Source organism: Rhodopseudomonas sp., from assembly GCF_013377015.1.
Lineage (GTDB): Bacteria > Pseudomonadota > Alphaproteobacteria > Rhizobiales > Xanthobacteraceae > JARJEH01.
The window spans coordinates 157510-180101 of record NZ_JACABA010000003.1; the positions used below are offsets into that span (position 1 = coordinate 157510).

Here is a 22592-nt window from a genome sequence, read left to right on the forward strand (position 1 = left end):
GGAGTGGACGGGTAGTGCGGTCGCCCAGGGCAAGCGCGGATGGGTGGGGCAGCAAGGCAAGCACGGAGTAAATGGCAAGCCTGGGGCCCACGGACAGCAAGGCAAGCCGGGTCCGCAGGGCGCGGCCGGGCCGCAGGGACCGCAGGGCAAACCGGGCGAGCGTGGCGAAGCGGGGCCGCGCGGCGAGCCAGGAGCGCCCGGACAGCTGCCGTCGCTCGATCAGGTGATGCCGTGGTTGCATCTGATCTTCGACGCCTATGAAGACTACAAGGCGACCCGCGCCCGCGAAGCCCAGGAACGCGAAGCCCGCGAGCTCGAGGAACAGCTGGCCAGCGAAGCGGCCGCGCGTGAGGCCGAATCCGACGCGGACCAAGACGGCGACGGCAAGAAGAAAAAGAAGAAACACAAGCACAAGGACTAATCGCACGCCCTCAAGGCGGCTGCTATCCGAATCGGATCCGCGACCGTTCGCGCGCCTTCTCCGCCTCGACGTCGCGGTCGCGCGGCGGCGCCTTGGTGTGCAGCGACGCGAGCAGCGTTTGCGCCGCCTCCGACACCTCGCTCACCGCGCGATCGAACGCCGCCTTGTTGGCCTGCGACGGCGCGCTGAAGCCCGACAGCTTGCGGACGAATTGCAGCGCCGAGGCATGAATCTCGTCCTCGGACGCCGGCGGCTCGAAATTGAACAGCGTCTTGATATTGCGGCACATGGCTTGCTCCGGTGCGCCGACAGCGCGCGCATAGGTAACTCATCCGCTTTTGAGCGTAATCAGGCGTCATTTGGAAACAAACATTTGTGAGATCCGGCGGCCCGACGCCTGCTCGCAAGCGATGGCTCGCGAACGATCCGTCGGCCGATGTCACCGAAACCTTGCCTCGCCCCGCTTCGTCACTAGCTCTGGTTAAGCGTCGTATCGGCGGCGCGCGGAAGATCGGAAGCGCAGATGGCGTCGGATGTCTGGTACTATGTTGTCCTCGTCACCGAGGCGATCCTCGGCACGTTCGGGCTGCGGCTTTATGAAGAGCCGCCCTACACGTTGCTCGACAAGCCGGCCGACCATATCGAAATCCGCCGTTACGGCCCGCGGCTCGCCGCCGAAGTCGAACTTGACCGGCGCGACGACGCCGGCCGCAGCCAAGCCTTCGGCCTGTTGTTTTCCTACATCGCCGGAGCCAATCGCGGCAGCGCCGGCGCGGCGGAACGGGTGGCGATGACAGTGCCGGTCGATGTCGCGCGGCCGGCGACAATTGCGATGACCGCCCCGGTCGAAACCGCCGGACAGGACGGCAATGTCCGGATGCGGTTCTTTCTGCCGGCGCGCTACACGCGCGATACCGCGCCGGCGCCGACTGACCAGCGGGTGAAAATTGTCACCGTGCCCGAGCAAACCGTCGCCACGCTGCGATTTTCCGGAACCGGCCGCGACCTCGCGCCGCGCGAGCAGGCGTTGATCGCAGCGCTGGCGGAGTCGCGCTGGAAGCCGACCGGCGCGCCTTACGGTTTGTTCTACGATGCGCCGTTCACGATTCCCTTTCTGCGCCGCAACGAGGCAGCCGTCGCGGTGGCGCCGCGATAGCACGCACTGCCGCGGCTGCGCGGCATCGGGAGCGGTCGGTTCCCACCGCGGAACATCGATCGACCCGGCGCGTTATTGCACCGCTCAGCCCGTCGCGTCAGACTGCGGACCGGCACTCATTCCAACAGCGAGTCGGCCATGACAAAAGTTGTTTACACCATCGTCGAACACGATGGCGGCTGGGCCTACAAGGTCGGCGACGTGTTCTCCGAGCCGTTCGCCACCCACGACAAGGCGGCTGCGGCGGCGCGGCGCGCGGCCGCCGAGCAGCGCGTCCCCGGCCGCACCGAGGTGATCCAGTACGAGGACGAACACGGCAAGTGGCACGAGGAAACCGCGCGCGGCAACGATCGGCCGACGACGAACATCGTCGATAAAACTTAAGCCCGCGACGGTCCATGGACGCATCAGCGAAACCGACACCGCAACCGAGACCATCATCCCGCATCGCCCGGGCGGCGATGCGCTGGGTGTTGGCAGCGTTGTTCGCCGCCGCCGGCGTCGCGCATCTGTATGTTCCGGACAAGCTCATGGCGATGACGCCATCATGGGTGCCCTTCGCCTCGCACGTGATCTTCGTTACCGGCCTGTGCGAGCTCGCCGGCGCGGTCGCGCTGGTGACCCGGCCGTTGCGCTGGTGGGCCGGCGTCGCGTTCGCCGCCTATGCGCTGTGCGTCTGGCCGGCCAATTTCAAGCATGCCTTCGCCGGCGTCGACATCGGAGGCCTTCCGAACAGCTGGTGGTATCACGGACCGCGGCTGGCGGCGCAACCGCTGATCATCTGGGGGGCGCTGTACTGCGCCGAGGTGATCGACTGGCCGCGGCGCAACCGATCGCGCGGAGACGGTTTGCAGCCGCGACGGCCGAGGTCGACGACGGTCCGTTAGCGGACAAAGCGAATTGAACCACCCGGCCGCCTTCAGTCTGGATGGAAGTCGCACAACTCCATTCTGTCACAACAATGGTAGCTGCATGCAGGGGAACGGTCGCTCAAATTGAGTACTTAGTATGAAGCAAGCGCCAAATTAACTAATCATTTTACGACCCGGCGTAACGCCAGATTCATCGACAATTGCAGTCAAATCTGAAAGTCGCCATCATGAGAATTAATAGCATTGGAATCAAGCTCGGTCTTGCCAGCCTGGTCAGCATCGTCCTTACACTGGCCATGCAGGGCAACCAGACGATCTCGGAACACGCGATCAACCTTGCCAACCAACGCGCCGAAGCACAGCAGGCGATCGCCGAGCATGGGCTCGAAGCCAATCTCGCGTTGCGACGGATGCAGATCGCTGGCCGGGACATCCGATTGATGACCACGCCTGCCGAAGTGGAAAAGGCGATCACGGCGCTCCATGACGCGCACGTCGCAATGGCCACGGAGATCGACGCCGCGGTCTCGCGCGCCGCGCGCCCTGAGACCAAGGACCGCTTCGCAACCATCAAGTCGCTCGCGCTCGACTACGACAAATTCGTCACCGAGCTCGGCAATACCGAACTCCGGCTGTTTGAAACCATCCGCAAGCGGCAGGAATCCGCCGCGGTCTGGCGCGAGGCATTGCAGAGCCAGCTCGCCGCGCTCGCGCAGCAGGCAGCCTCCAATCGCGCCGAGATCGAAAAAGCGCTGTACGAGGCCGACTCGACCTTCAATGCATTGCGCGCCGCGACCTGGCGCTTCGCCTCCACCGGGGAGGACAGCCAGAAGCAGCTGATTGCAACCAGCATAACAGAACTGAGCGCCGCGCTCGAGCGGATGCGCGCTCGCGCCGACGACAGGACGATGAGCGCCACGATTGATACCCTCGCCAGTGTGGCGAAGGACTTTAAAGCCGCGACCCAGGACCTGGTCCAGGCTGTCGAGACCAAGAACCAGCTGGTGGAATTGCGGGCGCTTCCGATCGCGGACAAGACGCTGGAGCTGATGCAGACCGCGATCAAGGAGGCGGAAAAATCCGCCGTCGAAGCCAGCACACAGGCCTCCGCCGAGCTGAGCGGCGCCAACCGGCTGAATTTCGCGCTGGGGATGGCGGTGATGCTATCGCTGCTGATTTCGCTGGTATTCAACTTCCTGGTCACCTCGCGGCCGCTGATGCGGCTCAACGGCGCGCTCGGCAAGATGGCGGCGGGCGAACTGAGCGTGGAAATTCCTGGCGCTTCCCGCGGCGACGAAATCGGCGACATCGCCAAGACCGTGATCGTGATCCGCGAGAACGCCGATCACAAGGCGCGCGACGAAGCCGAGGGCAAGGCCCAACGCGATCGCGCCCGAGCGGAGCAACGCAAGCAGGACATGAGCCGGCTGGCCGACGATTTTGAGAGCGCGGTGGGCATGATCGTCGAAGCCGTCTCCGCGGCGTCGGCCGAACTCGAGGCTTCGGCCGCGACGCTGGCGGCGACGGCGGAGCAATCCCAGAAGCTGACCGTGGCGGTGGCCGGGGCATCCGAAGAAGCCACCAGCAACGTCCAGTCGGTGGCGTCCGCCACCGAGGAGATGGCGTCCTCGATCCACGAGATCAGCCGGCAGGTTCAAGATTCCGCGCAGATCGCCGGCGCCGCCGTGCGACAGGCCGACAAGACCAATGCGCGGATCAACCAGCTCGCCACCGCCGCCAACCGGATCGGCGACGTGGTGGAGCTGATCAACACCATCGCCGGCCAGACCAATTTGCTGGCGCTGAATGCGACCATCGAGGCGGCGCGCGCCGGCGAGGCCGGCCGCGGCTTCGCCGTGGTCGCCTCCGAGGTCAAGGCGCTCGCCGAGCAGACCGCCAAGGCCACCGACGAAATCAGTCAGCAGATCACCGGCATGCAGTCGGCCACCGATGAATCGGTCGCGGCGATCAAGGAGATCGGCACCACGATCTCGCAGATGTCGGAGATCTCCTCGGCGATCGCCTCGGCAGTCGAACAGCAGGGCGCGGCGACCCAGGAAATTTCCCGCAACGTGCAGCAGGCGGCGCAGGGAACGACGCAGGTCAGCGCCAACATCGCCGACGTCGAGCGCGGCGCTAGCGAGACCGGCTCGGCTTCGTCGCAACTGCTAAGTTCGGCCAAATCGCTCTCTGCCGACAGCAGCAAGCTGAAGATCGAGGTCGAAAAATTCCTCGATTCAGTGCGCGCGGCCTGATCCAACTCTGCCGGCCTCGGCTCCCGACGCCCGCGCGGTATCGGGAGCCGTCGTGTTTTTCCGCCACACGGCCACTTGCGCGTCGTTCTCGTTCAAGATCGGCTCGGACAAGAACACCGTGCTCGGCTATCGCTTCGACGAGCACGCCTCACGGGCGCGACCGGGTCAGTCGTGGTCGAGTTCGCCGATATGCTGCGCCTGATACAGTTCGACGCCGATCTTGCTGACAAGATCGAGCTGGGTCTCGAGGAAGTCGATGTGGTGTTCCTCGTCCTTCATCAACTGCTCGAACAGGTCGCGCGACACGTAGTCCTTGACGCTGTGGCAGTAGGTCGCGGCTTCCTGATACAGGGTGCGGGCGCCGATTTCGGCCTGCAGATCCGCGGTCAGGATTTCCTTGACGTTCTGGCCGATGTGCAACGGATCCAGCACCTGCATGTTGGGAAAGCCGTCGAGGAAGATGATGCGGTCGGTGAGCTTGTCGGCGTGCTCCATCTCCTCGATCGATTCCTTACGCCACTGCTTGGCGAGTTCCTTCAGACCCCAATTGGCGAGCAGACGATAGTGCAGCCAGTACTGGCTGATCGCGGTCAGTTCGCTGCGCAGACCCCGGTTGAGATATTCGATGACCTTCGCATCGCCCTTCATAACGACTCCTGTGGCCCGGCCATTCAAGGCCTGGCTGTTATCGAGTGATCAGATTCTGATTAAGCCATTTCTAGATCAGAACACAGCGACATCGCAATCCTGGCGCTGCTGAAACGCGCGCCATTGGGAGCGGGGCATCGCGCGTTCAGAGCGCCCTCAGCGGGGTCTCAAGGGTCCCGGGCACCAGCGCCTCGTTCATGATTTTCCGGATAGTGCGGACACAGCGACCGCACTGCGCGGTGCCACCAAGACAGGCATAGACTTCACCGGTGGTACGCGCGTTGCCGCCCCCGGAACAGACCGCGCTGCGGACGTCATGGTCGCTCAACACATTGCAGGAACAAACAATCATGAGTCCGAGCATTCCCTAAAGGTGATTTCCAACGCCAGAAATATGGAAGACCCGGCGCCGATGCAAAAGGAAAACGGTCAATTTCAAGCTATTCCAAACTGCGGAAGCTGACTTGATTTCGGTCAAGGCCGCTCGCTGGGCGATGCAGCCGGAACTCACCAGGGCTCGCCGCCCGCAGCCCGACCGGCGCGGGCCGGGGCAACCGGGCGGTTCCGCGGTCCGAGGCGCCTGAGGCAGGGTGTGCGACGCAACAGGCCGTCGGCAGGCGCAAAAGTGGCCGACCAGGGTCGCCGCCGTTCATTGATCGTTCAACTCTCATGTGAAATTTTGCACGGTGAACTGAATGATCCGTCCAAGTTCGAAATCGAAAGGTGGAGCCATGAAGAAATCATTGATGGCGGTCGCTGCCGCCGCGACCCTGGCCGTAACGGCGATGGCGGCGCCGGCCCACGCGCAGCGCGGCCTCGGCGCGGGCATCGCGGCCGGACTGCTCGGCGGCGCGATCGTCGGCGGCGCACTGGCAGGCCCGGGCTATTACTATGGGCCGGGCTACTACGGGCCGGGCTACGGCTATTACGGCCGGCCGGCCTATGTCACGGGACCCGGCTATTACGGCGGCTGCTACTGGCAGCGACAGCGATTCTGGGACGGCTTTGGCTGGCGGGTGCGCCGGGTCCGGGTTTGCGGCTGACCGCTGGCAGCTGAAAATCGCGGGTCGGCGTTGCGAAACAGCCGGTTTTTCAAGGCAAATGCCGTGACGGCCTGAAAAAACCATCTTTTGAGTCGACAGCCTTGTTGGTTCTTACCAGCAATTGACGGCCATGCGCTATTTTGGTGCATTGCGGTTCCATCGCGAGAAGCCCTAAAACCCGCGCCGTTGGGCGCCATCTCAGGAGAGCCCCTAAATGAAGAAGACAGTTTCCGCCCTGCTTGCGATCGCGACGATTGCCGGTTCGCTGATGACCGCTGCTCCGAGCGCGAAGGCCGATGGCGGGCGGATCGCTGCCGGCGTTGCTGGTGGGTTGATCGGCGGCGCCCTGCTCGGCGGCGCGCTGGCTGGCAGCCGCCCGGCCTATGCCGCCCCTGCCCCGGTCTATGTCGAAGAGCCGGAATGCCGCGTCGTGCGCCAGCGCTTCTTCGACGAGTATCGCGGCGTCTGGCGCACCCGCCCGGTCGAAGTCTGCGATTGATCGATCTGGCGCCGGTTACCTGACCGCGACGCAATGATCTGAAATAGCCAAGCCCGGCCGGACGACCGTCCCGCCGGGCTTTTCATATGTCGGGGTGGCGTGCCCGGTTGCCCCGCTTTCGCGATGGTGTTTCAGCGCGCCGTCCTGATCGCGCTTAGCACCGTCTCGCTCGGCCAGCAGTCCAACTTGAGCTTCGCGGACTTCTGAAATGCGCCGAGCGCCGCGCGGGTTTGCATCCCGGCCTTGCCGTCGACCTTGTCGGCATAGAGCCCGAGCCGGGTCAGGTACCGCTGCATGGTTTCGACATCGCTGGTGCGTAGCTGATTCGATGCAGACCATTTGGCCGCAAACGGTTGCGGGCTGGTGATGCGGTCGCTGAGATGGCCGACGAACAGCACGTAAAGGTCGGAGAAATTGTACTCCTTGATCACGAAGTAGTTCTTGGTGGTCAGAAACGCCGGACCGTAAATCCCTTCCGGCTGCAGCAGCGACGCCGGCTGCGCTTGCTCGGCCGCGCTCAACCGCTCGCCGCGCACCGGCACGAAGCCTTCGCGCAGCCACTGCCCGATCGGCTTGGTGACTTCAGGTACGCCCTGGGTGCAATCGGCGTTGGCCGGCGCGCGCACCTCATAGGCCCAGCGCAGCCCGGGCTGCCAGCCCTTGTTGACGAGCTGCTGCGCGGCCGAGGCCAGCGCGTCCGGCACCGAGGTCCAGATATTGACATGGCCGTCACCATCGAAATCGACGCCATGCTTGTAGAATTCCGATGGCAGGAACTGGGTCAGCCCGGTGGCGCCGGCCCACGACGAACGCATATCCTTCCTCGCCACGTCACCCTCGCCGATGATCTTCAGCGCCAGAATGAATTCGGTGCGGTACTGATCCTTGCGGCGGCCGACATAGGCCTGGGTCGCCAGCACCCGGACCGCGTCATAGGGCAGCCGATAGCGGCCATAGTCAGTCTCGCGGCCCCAGATCGCCAGGATCACGGTGGCCGGCACGCCAAAGCGCTGCTCGATCCCGTTGAGCGTCTGACGATGGGTCTGCAGCAGCCGCTGGCCCTCGGCGGCGAGCCGGGCGATCGACGCCTCCTTGATGTAGTCGGCCGGCACCTGGACAAACTCCGCCTGCGATGGCGCACCGGTGGCGGGCCGCCCCGGCAACAACAGATCCGGCAATTTGTAGTCCGGCTCCAGACCCTTCGTCACCGCGTCGAAGGTGGCGCGCGACACCCCCGTCGCGCGCGCCTCCGGCCACAGCGAGGCGATGAATTGCGTGAAGCCGGCGTCCGCAGCGATGGCCGCGTGCGGCGCGAGCAACAGCAGCAGGAATATGGCCACGGTGAGCCGGATGCGAGGCCCTCGTCTCACTTGATCGCAACGAGGAAGATCCGCGGAAACCGCAACAGCACCTTGCCGTCGGCCTGCGGCGGATAGGCCGCGGCGATCCGCGCGGTATAGGCCGCCAGATAGGCCTTGCGCTCGGGCGGCTCCAGCGGATCGACGAACGGCCGCAGCCCGGTGCCCTTGACCCATTCGACGATCGCGACGGCGTCATCGAGCACATGGTTGTAGATCGTATGCCAGATCTCCAGCCGGGAGCACAGCGGCCGCAGCGCGTCGTAATACACGCCCGGCTTCGGCAAGTCGTCGCGCAGCTCGGCGGCCTTGGCGAGGTGCGCGCGCCAGGGCTCCTGAAACGCCACCTCGCGCATCATGATATGCGACGGCTCGTCGAGATTGTCGGGCATCTGCACCGCCAGCACGCCGCCATCGGGAAGCCCGCCGAGCAGCCGCTTCAGCTGCTTGAGATGATCCGGAACCCACTGGAACACCGCATTGGCGAACACCACGTCGGTGCCCGCCGGCATCGCCCAATGCGCGACATTGGCCTCGACGAATTTGTGCTCCGGCAGCCGCGCCCGCGCCTGCTTCAGCATGTCGGCGGAGGTATCGACGCCGACGACCGAGGCCTGTGGCCAACGCGCCACCAGCAGCGCCGTCGAATTGCCCGGGCCGCAGCCGATATCGACCACCCTGCGCGCATCCTGGATCGGAATCTGCGCCAGCAGATCCCGCGCCGGGCGAGTGCGTTCGTCCTCGAACATCAGATACTGCTCGGCACTCCAGTCGGCCATGAATCCTGATAAACCCTGCGTTGCCACTCAGCCCGTGGCAAGGAATTATGCTAACATTCAGACCATCGCAAGGAGCCTCTGCCGATGAACCGTCGGAAGCCTGTTCCCGCTTTCTGTAGCGAAGCGGAGGAACGGAAATTCTGGGAATCCCACAACTCGACCGACTATGTCGACTGGAGCGATGCTCCGCGCGTCCGCTTCCCCAACCTGAAGCCATTGACCACCGCGATTTCGCTGCGGCTGCCGGTCAGCCTGCTCGAGCAGATCAAGATCGCCGCCAACAAGCGCGACGTACCGTATTAGTCGCCGATCAAGATCCGGCTGGCGGAGAAGGTGGGATAGGCCCGTCGGCAAGAAAGAACACCCGCCGATTTGACGGCGCGACGTCGTGGTATTACCCTTCCCAAAATCGTAATACGGGGGCATCCAATGACCACGACCGTGACCATTAAAGGGCAGGTGACGTTGCCCAAGAAGGTGCGCGACGCAGCCGGCATCAAGCCCGGAGACAAGGTCGAGGTCCGCAACACTGCGTCGGGCGGAATCTATATTGGAAAATCCGGTTCCGAGGGAGCCTATCTTAAAAAGCTTCAAGCGATCGCGAAACGCTATCCGATCCGCGGCGGGACGACGGATGAGATCATGCGCGAACTGCGAGGCGACCCCGCGGACGACTACAAGAAATGACGCTGGTCGACACCAATATTCTGATCGACATTTTGTCGAGTGATCGAAATTGGCAATTGTGGTCCGCCTCGGCATTGCGACAGCAGTCGCAGCATGGACTGCTTTTGATCAACGAAATCGTCTATGCCGAATTGTCCGCCCGCTATACCAGCCAGCAGCAACTGGATGCGGCCATCGACTTGCTTGAACTTCACTTCGAGTGGATTCCGAAGTCAGCCCTGTATCTCGCCGGCCAGACCTTCAACAACTATCGCCGCGCCGGCGGGATCCGGACCAGCATCCTGGCCGATTTCTTCATCGGAGCTCACGCAGCCGCGGCAAGAATTCCAATCCTGACCCGCGACACCGGGCGCTACCGGAGCTACTTTCCCGACGTCGAGCTGATCGCGCCGTCCTAAACCTGAATTTCTACCGTGTCAGCTTCTTGTATTTCGCCCGATGCGGGATGATCGAGTCCTGCCCGAGCCTTCGCATCTTGTCCTTCTCGTAGTCCTGGAAATTGCCCTCGAACCATTCGACATGGGCGTCGTCCTCGAAGGCAAGGATGTGCGTGGCGATGCGGTCGAGGAACCAGCGGTCATGGCTGATGATCACGGCGCAGCCGGCAAAATCTTCCAGCGCCTCTTCCAGCGCGCGCAGCGTGTCGACGTCGAGATCGTTGGTCGGTTCGTCGAGCAGCAGCACGTTGGCGCCGGATTTCAGCATCTTGGCGAGATGGACGCGGTTGCGTTCGCCGCCGGACAATGAGCCGACCTTCTTCTGCTGGTCGCCCCCCTTGAAATTGAACGACGAGCAATAGCCGCGCGAATTGACCTCGCGCTTGCCGAGCAGGATCAATTCGTTGCCGCCGGAAATTTCCTCCCAGACGTTCTTGTTGCCGTCCAGGCTGTCGCGCGACTGGTCGACATAGCCCAGATGCACGGATTCGCCGACGGTGATGGTGCCCTTGTCCGGCTTTTCCTGCCCGGTGATCATCCGGAACAGCGTGGTTTTGCCGGCGCCGTTCGGGCCGATCACGCCGACGATGCCGCCTGGCGGCAGCTTGAAGGTCAGGTTGTCGATCAGGACGCGGTCGCCAAACGCTTTGCTGACGCCCTCGACGTCGACCACGTTCTGGCCGAGCCGCTCGGCCACCGGAATCGTGATTTGCGCCGTCTGGGTCTGCTTCTCGCTGGCCTTCTGCAGCAGTTCCTCGTAGCGCGTGTAGCGCGCCTTGGACTTGGCCTGCCGCGCCTTCGGCGAGGCCGCGATCCATTCCTGTTCGCGCATCAAGGTGCGCTGGTGGGCGGCGTCCTCGCGGCCCTCCTGCTCCAGCCGCTTCTGCTTCTGTTTCAGCCAGGACGAGTAGTTACCCTCGTAGGGGATGCCCTTGCCGCGGTCGAGCTCAAGAATCCAGCTGGTGACGTTGTCGAGGAAGTAGCGGTCATGGGTGACGATCAGGATCGCGCCCGGATAGTTGCGCAGATGGCCTTCCAGCCATGACACCGATTCGGCGTCGAGATGGTTGGTCGGCTCGTCGAGCAGCAGCAGATCGGGCTGGTCGAGCAACAGCTTGCACAGCGCGACGCGGCGACGCTCGCCGCCGGACAGCTTGGTGACGTCGGCGTCGTCGGGCGGGCAGCGCAGCGCGTCCATCGCCTGATCGACCTTGCTGTCGAGATCCCACAGGCCCTGGGCCTCGATCTCGTCCTGCAGCTTCGTCATCTCGTCGGCGGTCTCTTCCGAGTAGTTCATCGCCAGCTCGTTGTAGCGATCCATGATCGCCTTCTGCTTGGCGACGCCGAGCATCACGTTCTCGCGGACGGTCTTCGCCGGGTCGAGCTGCGGCTCCTGCTCAAGATAGCCGACCCGGGCGCCGTCGGCGACCCAGGCCTCGCCGGTGTATTCCTTGTCGAGCCCGGCCATGATCCGGAGCAGCGTCGACTTGCCGGAGCCGTTGACGCCCAGCACGCCGATCTTGGCGTCAGGGTAGAACGACAGATTGACGTTATCGAGCACTTTGCGGGTCGGGTAGGTCTTGGACAGACCCTGCATGAAATAGACGAACTGGCGAGCCATCGTGATCCTTGGAAACCGTCGGATGTGCGGAAATCGGGTTGTGGCTGATGTAGCGGCGCGGCCTGCAAAGGGCAACCCGAGCGACCCCGGTTAAGCAATGGTTCAGCCTAACGGCTGCAGAAATCCGGTTAGAGACAATTCGAACCGGTTCTTAAGGACTTCATCGAACACTGGGAAGATGACTGCGAGCCCGGTGCGACTCGCGTGAGCGCTGAAGAAACGGCACAAGCTATGGCAACCGCGACAACAACGTCTCCGCCCCCATTGGAGCAGGAGATGGACCAATCCACCCGTCCGTTGCAGGAAATCCGCGATTTCTGGCGGCAGTTCTTTTTCGCCGCGTTCAATCCCTATCGTCCCGAGCAGCATTACATGCGCGGCCCCGGACCGGCCTGGCGCGCCAAACACGGCAAAGCCAAGCATCCGTAATCAGGCTAAGTTTCTAGAGACACTGGCGGGACACGTGCCGTCATCCGGTGCGGACGACGGCCTTATCTGCTTGAATCAGCGGATCGTGACCGGCGCCGGCAGTGGCGGCACCACCGTCGGCTGGGTGCCCGGAACCGACGGAAGCGACTGGGCGGCACCCGCCTGAACCGGCTGCGCCGAGGCGGTGGTGGTTGCGGGCGGGGGCGAACCGCCAGGCAGCACAACGACGCGAGTTCCGACCTTGACCCGATCGAACAGGTCGGAGACGTCGTCGTTCAGCATGCCGATGCACCCCGACGACACGAATTTTCCGATCGTCGAGGGCTGGTTGGTGCCGTGAATCCGATACACCGTGGAACCGAGATACATCGCGCGGGCGCCGAGCGGATTGCCGGGGCCGCCAGCCATGAAGCGCGGCAGATAGGGCTGACGCTCGATCATCTCGGTCGGCGGATGCCAATCCGGCCATTCGGCCTTGCGGGTGATCTTCTGCACGCCGGTCCAGGTGAAGCCGTCGCGGCCGACCCGGACGCCGTAGCGGATCGCCCGGCCGTTGCCGAGCACATAATAGAGATAGGTATTCGGAGTATCGACGACCAGCGTACCGGCCGGTTCCTTGGTGGGGAACGCGACTTCCTGCCGGCGCAGATTCGGCGCCAGCTGAACCGCGGTATCGGCTTCCGGCTGTTCGTCCGGCGGCAGCGCCGAGAGCACCAGCGGCCTGCCGTCACTGCCGACCGGCGGCTGTTGCGGCGGCTGCACCGATCCGGTGGCGCCCGGCAGACCGCCGACAGCTTCCGGCGGACGCAGGCCGCGGCCGTCGTTGCGATCGGCGAAGCCTGGCGCCGGAGCGCGGTCCGAATAGATGATCGACGGCGGCCCGGCCGGACGGCCATAGCGCGGATCGTCGGGTGACATCACCGGCCCCTGCGGCGCATACCCGGGTTGCGGCGCGCGATCGGAATACACTGGCGGCGCCCCCATCGGACGGCCGTAGCGCGGGTCTTCAGGCGACATCACCGGGCCGGGCGGCGACAGCGCCACTGAGCCTTGCCCGCGCGACGAGTCTTCGTCGTCCAGCGCGTCGAAATCGGGAACCGAATCGGAGCCGCGACGGTATTCTGGCGGATACGGCGCAGGCGCGGTCACATACGCTCCAGGCGTCGCGGGATATCCCTGCGCACAGGCCAAAGAGGTACCACCCGCGACAGCCGCCACGGTCGCCAACAACGTCAAAATGCGTTTGTTCATCATAATTCGTTCATAGACCCAAGCCGACACCGGAACGTTAACGGGATGCCGGAGGATCGCGGCGCATTCAAGACGGTGCCGACAAAATAACGTCGATTTTCGAACAAAATCGCATGATTCCGAGGTTTCGGCGCTGCCCCGCCTGCAATTCGCGAAGCCTCCGATCCGTCAATCGCGACACGGACGCGAATGCAACTCGAACCCCCATGGCAAGCGCTTTCCGATGGCACGGCTCAGTTTCGCGCCCGACCAAAGCAGCCGCTCCGCGACGCGCGGTGCAGCTTGATGCACGCGACGCAGCTTCTGCGGCTGGGAATCGTCTGTCGTATTTTTCGCAGGCGGGTTTGCATCGTTGCGCTATTCTGAGCTGGTCTGATTCGCAGCGCGCCGACGTGTTTTGGCCCGCCGATGATCGACATGTTTCCATGCGTGGTCGCCGCGTTTTCGTTGCTCAAGTGTCTTCGTCAATAGCAAGCGAAGACGGAATACAGCCGATGCTTCCCGGATTCCGGTTTTTGTTTGCGGCGATTGTCCTGTCGGTCTCGATGCTGGTGTTTGGCCTTGGTGCCGCGGCACTGCTGCGCGCGGCGCACGAACAGTTCGTCAGCGCGCCGTCGCTGCGCGCGCCGCCGAGTTCGCTGTTCGCGCGACAAATCGATGCACCGACGCCGACGCTGAGCATGCTGCGGGTGGAAACACCCACGCCAGATCCGAAAGCGCCGGAACCGGCCAGCGTGACGACGCCGTCGCCCGAACTGACGGCGCTGGCTGCAACGTCGCCACCGCCGACTGCGGCGGCGCCGCAACCCGCCACGACCACAGCCAGCATCGCCACTTCGGCAACCGGCCAGCGGGCGGTCGAAGCAGCGGCACAAGCTGAAACCCGGTCTCCTGAACCGGTGATTTTCAAGCCGAACGAACCGCAACAGTCGCAGCCGGCCAAATCCGAACCGCCAATTCAGGCCGCGACCGATCTGGCGCCGGTTCCGCCGGCTGGCGCTGACGAGAGCAAGGTCGCCGTCGCCGACGAGCCGGCGCCGACCGATCCGTTCGAACCCTATGCGGTCACCCCGCCGCCCGCTATTGCCCCCTCCTCGGCACCGCTGTCGGCGTCGGCCAGCGCAGCATCGGCAAGCGACACCATTGCCAGCAGTCAGACCACGGCATCACCCGGGCAAGTCGTCAAGAAACCAACGCGGGCGAGACGGACGAAAAAGCACCGCCGGCGCGCCGCGCGGTCGCGTAGCGTTCGCCCGACCACGGTCGGGCCGTTCGGCTCGCCGCCCAGCTGAGTCGCGCAGCGATCAGGCCGGGCCGGTTGCGACCGGCGGCCCGTCCGGCAATCCCCATTCGGACCATGAGCCATCATAGAGCGCCGAGCCGCGTACGCCGAGCCGGTAAAGCGCCAGCGTCAGAACCGCCGCAGAGACGCCGGAGCCGCAGGTGGTGACGATCGGCCGCGCCAGGTCGAGGCCCGCATTGTTAAACGCCGTGCGCAGCTCGTCGAGCGGCTTCATCGTGGCGGAGTCGGGATCGATCAGCTGATTGTACGGCAGGTTGCGGCTGCCCGGGATGTGACCGGCGCGCAGGCCCGGGCGCGGCTCGGCGACGCTGCCCTCGAAACGGTTGCCGGCGCGGGCATCGATCAGTTGTTCGACGCCCGAGCTGAGATTGGCGACCAGTTGTGCCTGGCTGCGAACAAAACTCGAGTCGAGCTTTGCGCTGAAACGGCCCGCCGCCGGCGACGCCTTGCCGGACTCGATGGCGCGGCCTTCCGCCCGCCATTTCTTCAGGCCGCCGTCGAGCACGCGGATATTTCCATAACCGAACGACAGGAACATCCACCAGGCGCGGGGCGCTGCGACCCAGCCGCCGGAATCATAGGCGACCACCGTATCGCCCGACGAAATGCCGAGCGCCTCGACATCGCGCGCGAACTGGCCGGCGTCCGGATACATATGCGGCAGCGGAGAACCATGATCCGACACCGCGTCGACATCGAAGAACACCGCGCCGGGAATGTGCGCGGCGAGATAGTCGTCGAACGGCAACGGCAGCACGCCCGGCATCTTGAACGAGGCGTCAATGATCTTGACCTTGGGGTCGTCGAGATGGGCGGCGAGCCAGTCGGCGGAAACCAGCGGATCGTCTTGCGATGTCATTGCGAGGTCCTCGGCGTTACCGCAGTGAAGGCGTCGTTGCCGGACTTGATCCGGCAACCTATCCTGTTTCGAAGATGATGGGCACGCGGGTCAAGCCCGCGTGCGACGCCGTCCGTTAGTTCTTCGGCTGTTTCGGCAGCCAGGCCTCGACCGGACCGCCGGCATCGCGCCAGGCGGCGAAGCCGCCGGCGATATGCGCCACCGGCTTCAGTCCCATGTCCTGCGCGGTCTTCGCCGCCAGCGCCGAGCGCAGGCCTCCGGCGCAATAGAACACGAATTTCTTGTCGCCCTGAAACACCGGCTTGGCATAGGGGCTGTCCGGATCGATCCAGAACTCCAGCATGCCGCGCGTGCAGGCGAACGCGCCCGGAATCCGGCCGTCGCGCTCGATCTCGCGCGGATCGCGGATATCGACGATGACGACGTCGGCGCTGGCGCCTGCTTGATGCACGGCGATCGCCTCGGCGGCGCTGAGCGTCTCGATCTGCGCATTGGCCTCGTCGAGCATCGCCTTGATGCCGCGGGTGATGTGCTGGGTCATTGTAAAGATCCCTACCTCGACGGAAATTCGGCGAACTGCGGAAGATCGTCGGTGATGCTGAACCACGGCGCCTTGCTGGCGACGTGGACGTGACATTGCGGCCGAACCCCGGGATCGCCGTCCAGGACGCCCAGCGGCACGCCATAATGCGCCGGATCAAAATCGAACTTGCTCAGCATCGGCGAACCGCACGCCGAGCAGAATCCGCGATGATTGCCGGGCGAGGACTCGTAGAACGTCACGACATCTTCGCCTTGCACCCACGCAAAATCGCTCACCCGAACGCCGACGCGGCTACGGAATGCCGCCCCATGGGCTTTCCGGCAAACCGAGCAGTGGCAGTTCATCGGGCCGGACAGCTTGCCGTCGATCTGATATTTCACGCGCCCACACAGGCAACTGCCGCGCACCATCAGAAACTCCAATACAGCGACGCAGTTCGAGAGTTACCGCACCAGCTCTTTCATCGCGCCTTCGAGGCCTTCGAGCGTCAGCGGAAACATCCGCTCGGAGAACAGCCGACGGATGATCGTGGTGGATTCCGAATAGTCCCAGTGCCGCTGCGCCACCGGGTTGAGCCACACCGCATGCGGATAGGTTCGCGTCACGCGCTCCAGCCAGACCGAGCCGGCTTCCTCATTGACGTGCTCGACCGAGCCGCCCGGCACCATCACCTCGTAAGGCGACATCGAGGCGTCGCCGACGAACACCACCTTGTAGTCGTGCGGGTACTTGTGCAGCACGTCCCAGGTCGGGGTGCGGTCGGTGAAGCGGCGGCGGTTCGCCTTCCAGACGCCTTCGTAGAGGCAATTGTGGAAGTAGAAATATTCCATGTGCTTGAATTCGGTCTTCGCCGCCGAGAACAGTTCCTCGACTTGCGCAACGTGGGAATCCATCGAGCCGCCGATATCGAAGAACACCAGCACCTTGACGGCGTTGCGCCGCTCCGGCCGCATGTGGACGTCAAGATAGCCGTGATTGGCGGTTTCCTTGATGGTGGTGTCGAGATCGAGTTCGTCGGGTGCGCCGGTGCGGGCGAATTTGCGCAACCGGCGCAGCGCCACCTTGATGTTGCGGATACCGAGCTCGACATTGCCGTCGAGGTCCTTGAACTCGCGCTTGTCCCAGACCTTCACCGCGCGCTGGTGCCGGCTCTTGTCCTGGCCGATCCGGACCCCTTCGGGATTGTAGCCCTCGGCGCCGAACGGCGAGGTCCCTGCGGTGCCGATCCACTTGCTGCCGCCCTGGTGCCGGCCCTTCTGTTCCTTCAAGCGTTCCCGAAGCGTCTCCATGAGCTTGTCCCAGCCCATCGCCTCGATCTGCTTCTTCTCTTCCTCGGTCAGATATTTCTCGGCCAGCTTCTTCAGCCATTCGGCCGGAATGTCCGCCTTCTCCATGCCTTCGAGCAGGCTTTCCAGCCCCTTGAACACGGTGCCGAACACGCGGTCGAACTTGTCGAGATTGCGCTCGTCCTTCACCAGCGCCGAGCGCGACAGGTAGTAGAAATTCTCGATCGACTGCCCGGCGAGATCGGCGTCGAGCGCCTCCATCAGCGTCAGATATTCACGCAGGGTGACCGGAACCTGGGCATCGCGCAGCGATGTGAAAAATTGCAAGAACATGCTCCAAGGTTGCCCGGGCGGGCGCATTCGTCAAGGGTCGCCGCTATATTCCGCCCGGCGGAGTTGCACTCCCGGCGCACCGCGGCGAATTCCGGCCGGACAGCCTAGACCGCGGTGGTTTTTCAACTAGAGTTGGCTGGCGCGCTCCGCGCGAGCGGTCGAAATTGGGGAATGTCATGGGTATTGATTCCATTATTGTATGGCTGCTGGTCGGCGCGATCGCTGGCTGGCTCGCCGGGCTGATCGTACGAGGCTTCGGTTTCGGTCTGATCGGCAACATCGTGATCGGGATCATCGGCGCGGTAGTGGCGGGCTGGCTGCTGCCGCAACTCGGCGTCAATCTCGGCAGCGGCATCGGCCGGGCGATCATCAATTCGGCGATCGGCGCCGTCATCGTGCTGGTCATTCTCTCGCTGGTCCGGCGGGCCTAGCGTCGAACGAATCCCGACAGCGGCCGCCGCACCGGCGGCCGTTCGATTTATGAAAAAGCGGAACAGCCGCTCGTAGAAAAAACAGGGCAAACTTCGGATGAAATTCACCGGCACCAAGGACTACGTCGCGACCGATGACCTCAAGATCGCCGTCAACGCCGCGATCGTACTGGAGCGCCCGCTGCTGGTGAAGGGCGAGCCCGGCACCGGCAAGACCGTGCTGGCCGAGGAAGTCGCCAAGGCGCTCGGCGCGCCGCTGCTGACCTGGCACATCAAGTCGACCACCAAGGCGCAGCAGGGCCTGTACGAATACGACGCGGTGTCGCGGCTGCGCGACAGCCAGCTCGGCGACGCGCGGGTGTCTGACATCAGGAACTACATCAAGCGCGGCAAATTGTGGGAGGCCTTCACCCACGAGCAGCGCCCGGTGCTGCTGATCGACGAAATCGACAAGGCCGACATCGAATTTCCCAACGATCTGTTGCTCGAACTCGACCGCATGGAATTCTTCGTCTACGAGACCGGCGAGACCATCAAGGCCGACAAGCGCCCGATCGTGATGATCACTTCGAACAACGAGAAGGAACTGCCGGACGCGTTCCTGCGCCGCTGCTTCTTCCACTACATCACGTTCCCCGACATCGACACCATGAACAAGATCGTCGAGGTCCACTTCCCCGGCATCAAGCAGCGGCTGGTGGCGGAGGCGATGAAGATCTTCTTCGAGGTCCGCGAGGTGCCCGGCCTGAAGAAGAAGCCGTCGACCTCCGAATTGCTGGACTGGCTGAAGTTGCTGCTCAACGAGGAAATGACCCCGGAGACGCTGCGCGAGCGCGACCCGCGCAAGCTGATCCCGCCGCTGCACGGCGCGCTGTTGAAGAACGAACAGGACGTGCACCTGTTCGAGCGGTTGGCGTTCCTGAGCCGCCGCGAGGTCTGAGGCGCACAGCCCTATCGATGCCGACTATTTGGGCAGGCCGGCCGCATTATCCGGTCGACCGCCGCTGGGCTTGTTCCTAATCTGGTCCGGGGCGGAGTCACAACGGATATGCGCGCCATTCTGGACTATTGCGTGGGCGGTCAGGAGAGCAGCGTGCCGGAAGGGACGCTGGTGATCCGTGAGGGCGAAACCACCGGACGGCTGTACGTTCTGATCGACGGCAGGCTCGAGGTCATCAAGGGCGGCACCGTGGTGGCGACGATCGTCGAACCCGGCGCGGTGCTCGGCGAAATGTCGGTGCTGCTGGATCAGCCGCATACTGCGACGGTCCGCGCGGCGACCGCCTCCACGATCTACGCGTTCAGCGACGCCGCATCGTTCCTGCATGCACAGCCGGCGGTGGCGCTGTTGATCGCACGGTTGCTGGCGCAGCGGCTCCATATCGCCACCACCTATCTGGCGGATATCAAGCGGCAATATGCCGGCCAGGGCAACCATCTGGCGATGGTCGGCGACATGCTGGAAAGCATGATCAATTTGTCGCCGACAAAGGTTGCGCCGGGATCGGATCGGCAACCCGACCCAAGGATGTGAGCCAGTCCGGCGCCTCGGCGATCTCGGCTGCGGGCCGCCGTAGCGGCGCTGTCAGATCGATCACCTGCTCGCCCGCAGCCGACAGCCAGAACGCCTTGCCGTCGGCGATATCGAGCACGATATGCGCCGGCGGACGGCCGAACTGATGGCCGGCATTGAACACCCAGGTCGCGCCCAACTGATCGAACCAGGAGCCGTCGCGGATGAACGGCGACTGATGGACGTGGCCGGACAGCACGATGTCGGGCTGATAGCCCTCGATCCATTGCGCCAGCTCGACATCGCCGAAGAAGCGCGAGCCGCCCCAGCTGGTCGGTGAATTGGCCGGCGGCGCGTGATGGATCCAGATCCATCGGCTAAGCCGCCCCGCCGCCGCGTCGCGCAGCTGGGCGACGATCCGCTCCCGCACCAGCGGACCATCCCACCACGGGCAGACCGTGAACAGCGTGTCGCCGATCACCAGACTATCGCCGTCGCACGCGATGCCGAGCTCGCGCGCCTCGCCGATCCAGCGGGCGACCTTCTCGCCTTCGGGATTGCGCTCGTCGAGGTCGTGATTGCCGGAGCAAAGGATCACTTTGGTGACGCTGGAGAGCAGCGAGAAATACTTCCGAACCACCAGGATCTGCGCCCGGAAATCGACCAGCGAGCCGATGTCCAGCGCGTCGCCGGCGAAAATCACCACGTCGAATTGCGGCGCCGCGCTCAGCAGCCAGTCGAATTGCGGCAACGAGTAGTGCAGATCGGCGACAACGAGGCAGCGCATTGTACCCGTTCCGTTGGCCTGACGATGAAGTTGGAACGCTATCATCGTAGGGCCGAACCGTTATCGTGCAAGCCCGCCCCGCGCGATTCACGCAGCCGAGGCGGGGCAATGGATGGGGATTTTCCGGCCGAGCCAGATCCCGCCGCAGCCACAACCGCATAATCGGTATACATAAATCGACAAAAATTCCAATATTTGGTAATTCTATTGCTATTTTCCGCATTTCAGTATACAGATTGAACCCAACAACAAGATGCCGGAGGACACCCGATGCCCGCGTTTCCGCTCAACGCCTGGTATGCCGCCGCCTGGGACGCCGATCTCAAGCAGGCGCTGTTTCCGCGCACGATCTGCGGCAAGCATGTGGTGATGTATCGCAAGGCCGACGGCAGCGTCGCCGCGCTGGAGGATGCCTGCTGGCATCGGCTGGTGCCGCTGTCGAAGGGCCGGCTCGAGGGCGATACCGTGGTCTGCGGCTATCACGGGCTGAAATTCAACGCCCAGGGCCGCTGCACCTTCATGCCGTCGCAGGAGACCATCAACCCGTCGGCCGGCGTGCGGTCCTATCCGGTGGTGGAGCGGCATCGCTTCGTCTGGCTGTGGATGGGCGACCCTGCGCTGGCCGATCCGGCGCTGGTGCCGGACATGCACTGGAACCACGATTCCGCATGGGCCGGCGACGGCAAGACCATCCACGTCAATTGCGACTGGCGGCTCGTCGTCGACAATCTGATGGACCTCACCCACGAGACCTATGTGCACGGCTCCTCGATCGGCAACGAGGCGGTCGCCGAAGCGCCGTTCGACGTCACCCATGGCGACCGCACGGTGACGGTGACGCGGTGGATGCGCGGCATCGAGCCGCCGCCGTTCTGGGCCGCGCAACTGCAAAAGCCCGGACTGGTCGACCGTTGGCAAATCATCCGCTTCGAGGCGCCCGGCACCGTGACGATCGACGTCGGCGTGGCGCCCGCCGGCAGCGGCGCGCCGGAAGGCGACCGCTCGCACGGCGTCAACGGCTTCGTGCTCAACACCATGACGCCCGAGACCGACACCACCTGCCACTATTTCTGGGCCTTCGTGCGCAACTACCGGCTCGGCGACCAGCGGCTCACTACCGAGATCCGCGAGGGCGTCTCCACGATCTTCCGCGAGGACGAGATCATCCTGGAAGCGCAGCAGCGCGCCATGACGGAAAATCCGGACCGGGTGTTCTACAATCTCAACATCGACGCCGGCGCGATGTGGGCGCGGCGGCTGATCGACCGCATGGCCGCGCTGGAAGCCGCGCCGCCGCGGCTGCAAGCGGCGGAGTGACGCGATGACCGAACCGGTTGCCGACCGCGCGATGTCGCAGACCGTCCGCGCCCAATTGGCGCTGCGCGACATGATCCTGTCCGGCCGGCTGCGCGCCAGCGAGCGGATTTCCGAATTGCAGGCGGTGGAGATCACCGGCGTCTCGCGCACGCCGGTGCGGCTGGCGCTGGTGCGGCTCGAGGACGAAGGCCTGCTGCAGGCGATCCCCTCCGGCGGCTTCATGGTGAAGGCGTTTTCCGAACGCGACATTCTGGATTCGATCGAGCTGCGCGGCACGCTGGAAGGCCTCGCCGCCCGCTTCGCAGCCGAACGCGGCGTCAGCGCGCGCAGCCTCGAGCCGCTGAAGGAATGCCTCGGCGAGATCGACCGGCTGGTGCGGCAGGATCCGGTCTCGGAAGAAGCGTTCTCGTCCTACGTGACGCTGAACGCGCGGTTTCACGCGCTGCTCACCGAGCTCTCCGGCAGCGCGCCGGTGATCCGGCAGATCGACCGCGTCGCAGCGCTGCCGTTCGCCTCGCCGAGCGGCTTCGTGATGGCGCAATCGGCGCTGCCCGAGGCGCACCAGATCCTGCTGATCGCGCAGGACCACCATCGCATCGTCGTCGATGCGATCGAGAATCGCGAGGGCGGACGCGCCGAGGCGGTGATGCGCGAACACGCCCGGCTCGCCGCCCGCAACCTGCGGCTAGCGCTGCGCAACCGCGGTCATCTCGATCTGCTGCCGGCGCTGGCGCTGCTGAGCTCGACGACAGCCAATTAGCGG

The 22592-nt window shown here is 64.3% G+C and carries 28 protein-coding genes and 1 pseudogene; 17 read left to right on the plus strand and 12 right to left on the minus strand.

The genetic code is table 11. The features are described 5' to 3' along the window. Positions 1 to 421 (plus strand): annotated as a pseudogene (locus HXX15_RS15875) (collagen-like protein); the annotation flags it as partial. Between the two features lie 22 nt (positions 422 to 443). On the opposite strand, the gene HXX15_RS15880 reads toward HXX15_RS15875, so the two are convergent. Next, on the minus strand, positions 444 to 710 hold the full coding sequence (locus HXX15_RS15880) for a DUF2277 domain-containing protein (RefSeq protein WP_296517236.1): 267 nt from the start codon (positions 708 to 710) through the stop codon (positions 444 to 446). A gap of 234 nt (positions 711 to 944) precedes the next feature. Between HXX15_RS15880 and HXX15_RS15885 the strand changes: the two genes are divergently transcribed. From HXX15_RS15885 to HXX15_RS15900, 4 genes are all read left to right on the plus strand, one after another. Further along, the gene (locus HXX15_RS15885) at positions 945 to 1577 is read left to right on the plus strand and encodes a heme-binding protein (RefSeq protein WP_296517239.1); all 633 of its coding nucleotides are present in this window, start codon (positions 945 to 947) and stop codon (positions 1575 to 1577) included. 138 nt (positions 1578 to 1715) lie between these two features. Further along, positions 1716 to 1961, plus strand: coding sequence for a DUF2188 domain-containing protein (locus HXX15_RS15890; RefSeq protein WP_296517240.1), 246 nt, complete (start codon positions 1716 to 1718; stop codon positions 1959 to 1961). A 77-nt stretch (positions 1962 to 2038) separates the two neighbouring features. Further along, the gene (locus HXX15_RS15895) at positions 2039 to 2464 is read left to right on the plus strand and encodes a DoxX family protein (protein WP_296517241.1); all 426 of its coding nucleotides are present in this window, start codon (positions 2039 to 2041) and stop codon (positions 2462 to 2464) included. A 212-nt stretch (positions 2465 to 2676) separates the two neighbouring features. Then, on the plus strand, positions 2677 to 4704 hold the full coding sequence (locus HXX15_RS15900) for a HAMP domain-containing methyl-accepting chemotaxis protein (RefSeq protein ID WP_296517243.1): 2028 nt from the start codon (positions 2677 to 2679) through the stop codon (positions 4702 to 4704). 165 nt (positions 4705 to 4869) lie between these two features. Here HXX15_RS15900 and bfr read toward each other — a convergent pair whose 3' ends face one another. After that, positions 4870 to 5352 (minus strand): bacterioferritin, encoded by a 483-nt coding sequence (gene bfr / locus HXX15_RS15905; protein WP_296517245.1) that lies wholly within the window; start codon positions 5350 to 5352, stop codon positions 4870 to 4872. A 145-nt stretch (positions 5353 to 5497) separates the two neighbouring features. Then, on the minus strand, positions 5498 to 5716 hold the full coding sequence (locus tag HXX15_RS15910) for a (2Fe-2S)-binding protein (protein ID WP_366558593.1): 219 nt from the start codon (positions 5714 to 5716) through the stop codon (positions 5498 to 5500). A 367-nt stretch (positions 5717 to 6083) separates the two neighbouring features. Here HXX15_RS15910 and HXX15_RS15915 point away from each other — a divergent pair, with 367 nt between their 5' ends. Together HXX15_RS15915 and HXX15_RS15920 are read left to right on the plus strand one after the other, a co-directional pair. Next, complete coding sequence (locus HXX15_RS15915) at positions 6084 to 6395, plus strand: hypothetical protein (RefSeq protein WP_296517248.1); 312 nt, start codon at positions 6084 to 6086, stop codon at positions 6393 to 6395. Between the two features lie 214 nt (positions 6396 to 6609). Then, the gene (locus HXX15_RS15920; protein ID WP_296517249.1) at positions 6610 to 6894 is read left to right on the plus strand and encodes a hypothetical protein; all 285 of its coding nucleotides are present in this window, start codon (positions 6610 to 6612) and stop codon (positions 6892 to 6894) included. A gap of 131 nt (positions 6895 to 7025) precedes the next feature. On the opposite strand, the gene HXX15_RS15925 is transcribed toward HXX15_RS15920, so the two are convergent. Next, positions 7026 to 8234, minus strand: coding sequence for a lytic murein transglycosylase (locus tag HXX15_RS15925; RefSeq protein ID WP_296517250.1), 1209 nt, complete (start codon positions 8232 to 8234; stop codon positions 7026 to 7028). Positions 8235 to 8260: 26 nt separating this feature from the next. Next, the gene (gene tam, locus HXX15_RS15930; protein WP_296517252.1) at positions 8261 to 9031 is read right to left on the minus strand and encodes a trans-aconitate 2-methyltransferase; all 771 of its coding nucleotides are present in this window, start codon (positions 9029 to 9031) and stop codon (positions 8261 to 8263) included. Between the two features lie 84 nt (positions 9032 to 9115). Here tam and HXX15_RS15935 point away from each other — a divergent pair, with 84 nt between their 5' ends. The 3 genes from HXX15_RS15935 to HXX15_RS15945 all read left to right on the plus strand — a co-directional run bounded on the left by HXX15_RS15935 (position 9116) and on the right by HXX15_RS15945 (position 10116). Then, positions 9116 to 9334, plus strand: a complete 219-nt coding sequence (locus HXX15_RS15935; RefSeq protein ID WP_296517253.1) for a BrnA antitoxin family protein — start codon at positions 9116 to 9118, stop codon at positions 9332 to 9334. Positions 9335 to 9460: 126 nt separating this feature from the next. Beyond that, entirely contained in the window at positions 9461 to 9718 is a 258-nt protein-coding gene (locus HXX15_RS15940) for an AbrB/MazE/SpoVT family DNA-binding domain-containing protein (RefSeq protein ID WP_296517255.1), read from the plus strand. Further along, on the plus strand, positions 9715 to 10116 hold the full coding sequence (locus HXX15_RS15945; RefSeq protein ID WP_296517256.1) for a type II toxin-antitoxin system VapC family toxin: 402 nt from the start codon (positions 9715 to 9717) through the stop codon (positions 10114 to 10116). The genes HXX15_RS15940 and HXX15_RS15945 overlap by 4 nt, the downstream gene beginning before the upstream one ends. 10 nt (positions 10117 to 10126) lie before the next feature. Here the strand turns inward: HXX15_RS15945 and ettA are convergent, their stop codons facing one another. Then, positions 10127 to 11776, minus strand: a complete 1650-nt coding sequence (gene ettA / locus HXX15_RS15950; protein ID WP_296517258.1) for an energy-dependent translational throttle protein EttA — start codon at positions 11774 to 11776, stop codon at positions 10127 to 10129. 276 nt (positions 11777 to 12052) lie between these two features. On the opposite strand from ettA, the gene HXX15_RS15955 reads away from it, so the two are divergent. Continuing rightward, positions 12053 to 12205, plus strand: a complete 153-nt coding sequence (locus tag HXX15_RS15955) for a hypothetical protein (RefSeq protein WP_296517259.1) — start codon at positions 12053 to 12055, stop codon at positions 12203 to 12205. Positions 12206 to 12280: 75 nt separating this feature from the next. On the opposite strand, the gene HXX15_RS15960 is transcribed toward HXX15_RS15955, so the two are convergent. After that, positions 12281 to 13459 (minus strand): L,D-transpeptidase, encoded by a 1179-nt coding sequence (locus HXX15_RS15960; RefSeq protein ID WP_296517260.1) that lies wholly within the window; start codon positions 13457 to 13459, stop codon positions 12281 to 12283. 272 nt (positions 13460 to 13731) lie between these two features. Here HXX15_RS15960 and HXX15_RS15965 point away from each other — a divergent pair, with 272 nt between their 5' ends. Then, positions 13732 to 14748, plus strand: coding sequence for a hypothetical protein (locus tag HXX15_RS15965; RefSeq protein WP_296517261.1), 1017 nt, complete (start codon positions 13732 to 13734; stop codon positions 14746 to 14748). Positions 14749 to 14760: 12 nt separating this feature from the next. On the opposite strand, the gene sseA is transcribed toward HXX15_RS15965, so the two are convergent. The 4 genes from sseA to HXX15_RS15985 form a co-directional block, all read right to left on the minus strand. Next, entirely contained in the window at positions 14761 to 15618 is an 858-nt protein-coding gene (gene sseA, locus HXX15_RS15970; protein WP_296517263.1) for a 3-mercaptopyruvate sulfurtransferase, read from the minus strand. Positions 15619 to 15733: 115 nt separating this feature from the next. Then, complete coding sequence (locus tag HXX15_RS15975; RefSeq protein WP_296517264.1) at positions 15734 to 16159, minus strand: rhodanese-like domain-containing protein; 426 nt, start codon at positions 16157 to 16159, stop codon at positions 15734 to 15736. Positions 16160 to 16170: 11 nt separating this feature from the next. Beyond that, positions 16171 to 16572: a GFA family protein gene (locus HXX15_RS15980; RefSeq protein WP_296517267.1), complete on the minus strand. Its 402-nt coding sequence runs from the start codon at positions 16570 to 16572 to the stop codon at positions 16171 to 16173. Between the two features lie 33 nt (positions 16573 to 16605). Beyond that, complete coding sequence (locus HXX15_RS15985) at positions 16606 to 17781, minus strand: VWA domain-containing protein (RefSeq protein WP_296517270.1); 1176 nt, start codon at positions 17779 to 17781, stop codon at positions 16606 to 16608. Positions 17782 to 17957: 176 nt separating this feature from the next. On the opposite strand from HXX15_RS15985, the gene HXX15_RS15990 reads away from it, so the two are divergent. The 3 genes from HXX15_RS15990 (at position 17958) to HXX15_RS16000 (ending at position 19746) form a co-directional block, all read left to right on the plus strand. After that, entirely contained in the window at positions 17958 to 18212 is a 255-nt protein-coding gene (locus tag HXX15_RS15990; protein WP_296517274.1) for a GlsB/YeaQ/YmgE family stress response membrane protein, read from the plus strand. Between the two features lie 97 nt (positions 18213 to 18309). Further along, positions 18310 to 19152, plus strand: a complete 843-nt coding sequence (locus HXX15_RS15995; RefSeq protein ID WP_296517277.1) for a MoxR family ATPase — start codon at positions 18310 to 18312, stop codon at positions 19150 to 19152. Between the two features lie 108 nt (positions 19153 to 19260). Beyond that, entirely contained in the window at positions 19261 to 19746 is a 486-nt protein-coding gene (locus HXX15_RS16000) for a cyclic nucleotide-binding domain-containing protein (RefSeq protein WP_296517280.1), read from the plus strand. On the opposite strand, the gene HXX15_RS16005 is transcribed toward HXX15_RS16000, so the two are convergent. Next, positions 19685 to 20512: a metallophosphoesterase gene (locus HXX15_RS16005; RefSeq protein WP_296517282.1), complete on the minus strand. Its 828-nt coding sequence runs from the start codon at positions 20510 to 20512 to the stop codon at positions 19685 to 19687. The two genes, HXX15_RS16000 and HXX15_RS16005, sit on opposite strands and share 62 nt — an antisense overlap. 270 nt (positions 20513 to 20782) lie before the next feature. Here HXX15_RS16005 and HXX15_RS16010 point away from each other — a divergent pair, with 270 nt between their 5' ends. Next, complete coding sequence (locus tag HXX15_RS16010) at positions 20783 to 21829, plus strand: aromatic ring-hydroxylating dioxygenase subunit alpha (RefSeq protein WP_296517283.1); 1047 nt, start codon at positions 20783 to 20785, stop codon at positions 21827 to 21829. A gap of 4 nt (positions 21830 to 21833) precedes the next feature. Further along, entirely contained in the window at positions 21834 to 22589 is a 756-nt protein-coding gene (locus tag HXX15_RS16015) for a GntR family transcriptional regulator (protein ID WP_296517285.1), read from the plus strand. Positions 22590 to 22592: the final 3 nt, after the last annotated feature.